Genomic DNA, 2,587 nt, shown 5'->3' on the forward strand with positions numbered 1-2,587 from the left:
GGCTCACCAAGGCGACGATCTCTAGCTGGTCTGAGAGGATGACCAGCCACACTGGAACTGAGACACGGTCCAGACTCCTACGGGAGGCAGCAGTGGGGAATATTGCACAATGGGGGGAACCCTGATGCAGCCATGCCGCGTGTATGAAGAAGGCCTTCGGGTTGTAAAGTACTTTCGGTAGTGAGGAAGTTGTGTGTATGAAAAGTGCATGCAATTGACGTTAGCTACAGAAGAAGCACCGGCTAACTCCGTGCCAGCAGCCGCGGTAATACGGAGGGTGCGAGCGTTAATCGGAATGACTGGGCGTAAAGGGCATGTAGGCGGATAATTAAGTTAGGTGTGAAAGCCCCGGGCTCAACCTGGGAATTGCACTTAAAACTGGTTATCTGGAGTATTGTAGAGGAAGGTAGAATTCCACGTGTAGCGGTGAAATGCGTAGAGATGTGGAGGAATACCGGTGGCGAAGGCGGCCTTCTGGACAGATACTGACGCTGAGATGCGAAAGCGTGGGGAGCAAACAGGATTAGATACCCTGGTAGTCCACGCTGTAAACGATGTCGATTTGGAGTTTGTTGCCCTGAGTGATGGGCTCCGAAGCTAACGCGATAAATCGACCGCCTGGGGAGTACGGCCGCAAGGTTAAAACTCAAATGAATTGACGGGGGCCCGCACAAGCGGTGGAGCATGTGGTTTAATTCGATGCAACGCGAAGAACCTTACCTGGTCTTGACATCCACAGAATCTGGCAGAGATGCTGGAGTGCCTTCGGGAACTGTGAGACAGGTGCTGCATGGCTGTCGTCAGCTCGTGTTGTGAAATGTTGGGTTAAGTCCCGCAACGAGCGCAACCCTTATCCTTTGTTGCCAGCGATTAGGTCGGGAACTCAAAGGAGACTGCCGTTGATAAAGCGGAGGAAGGTGGGGACGACGTCAAGTCATCATGGCCCTTACGACCAGGGCTACACACGTGCTACAATGGCGTATACAAAGGGAGGCGACCTCGCGAGAGCAAGCGGACCTCAGAAAGTACGTCTAAGTCCGGATTGGAGTCTGCAACTCGACTCCATGAAGTCGGAATCGCTAGTAATCGTGAATCAGAATGTCACGGTGAATACGTTCCCGGGCCTTGTACACACCGCCCGTCACACCATGGGAGTGGGTTGCACCAGAAGTAGATAGCTTAACCTTCGGGAGGGCGTTTACCACGGTGTGATTCATGACTGGGGTGAAGTCGTAACAAGGTAACCGTAGGGGAACCTGCGGTTGGATCACCTCCTTACGAAGCGCTCGTAAGTGTTCACACAGATTGTTTGTTTGTAAGAAATAATTAAGTCCCCTTCGTCTAGAGGCCTAGGACATCGCCCTTTCACGGCGGTAACAGGGGTTCGAATCCCCTAGGGGACGCCATCAGATGAGATTATTTCTTGAATTAAATTATGTTTGTATTTACTTGTATGAGTAAATAGAAAGATAAAGCTCTTTAACAATTAGGAACAAGCTGAAAGAAACGAGTTCTCGTTTTTACGGAAGACATTGATACGTGAGTGTGGATGTTGTGAAGTAGAAAAGAGAAAAAAGCGTAATTGAGACCAAGACAACTGTGAGTTGTAAGGTTAAGAAATTAAGCGTACACGGTGGATGCCTAGGCAATCAGAGGCGAAGAAGGACGTGTTAATCTGCGAAAAGCGACGGTGAGCTGATAAAAGGCGTTATAGCCGTCGATGTCCGAATGGGGAAACCCAGTGCAGGTGACTGCACTATCATCTGATGAATACATAGTCAGATGAGGCGAACCGGGAGAACTGAAACATCTAAGTACCCCGAGGAAAAGAAATCAACCGAGATTCCCCTAGTAGCGGCGAGCGAACGGGGAGGAGCCTAAAGCGGGTAGCATAATATATCAGTGGAAGCGTCTGGAAAGTCGCACGACAGAGGGTGAAAGTCCCGTACACGAAGGTGTATTATGTGGAAGCTTGAAGAGTAGGGCGGGACACGTGATATCCTGTCTGAAGATGGGGGGACCATCCTCCAAGGCTAAATACTCCTGATTGACCGATAGTGAACCAGTACCGTGAGGGAAAGGCGAAAAGAACCCCGGGAGGGGAGTGAAATAGACCCTGAAACCGTGTACGTACAATCAGTGGGAGCATGTGTCGTTAGGCATGTGTGACTGCGTACCTTTTGTATAATGGGTCAGCGACTTATATTCTGTAGCAAGGTTAACCGAATAGGGGAGCCGAAGGGAAACCGAGTATTAACTGTGCGTTAAGTTGCAGGGTATAGACCCGAAACCCGGTGATCTAGCCATGGGCAGGTTGAAGGTTGGTTAACACTAACTGGAGGACCGAACCGACTAATGTTGAAAAATTAGCGGATGACCTGTGGCTGGGGGTGAAAGGCCAATCAAACCGGGAGATAGCTGGTTCTCCCCGAAAGCTATTTAGGTAGCGCCTCATGAGTAACTGTTGGGGGTAGAGCACTGTTTCGGCTAGGGGGCCATCCCGGCTTACCAACCCGATGCAAACTCCGAATACTGACAAGTTTAATCATGGGAGACACACGGCGGGTGCTAACGTTCGTCGTGAAGA

The 2,587-nt window shown here is 50.4% G+C and carries 1 tRNA gene and 2 rRNA genes; all 3 read left to right on the forward strand.

Annotated elements, in window-relative coordinates:
• A 16S ribosomal RNA gene (locus tag A9G10_RS03875) occupies positions 1-1,278 on the forward strand; the annotation flags it as partial.
• Positions 1,279-1,330: 52 nt separating this feature from the next.
• A tRNA-Glu gene (locus A9G10_RS03880) sits at positions 1,331-1,406 on the forward strand.
• Between the two features lie 204 nt (positions 1,407-1,610).
• Positions 1,611-2,587: ribosomal RNA gene (locus tag A9G10_RS03885) — 23S ribosomal RNA — on the forward strand; the annotation flags it as partial.

The organism is Gilliamella sp. wkB308 (assembly GCF_001690185.1).
In the GTDB taxonomy this organism is placed as follows: Bacteria; Pseudomonadota; Gammaproteobacteria; order Enterobacterales; family Orbaceae; genus Gilliamella; species Gilliamella apicola_I.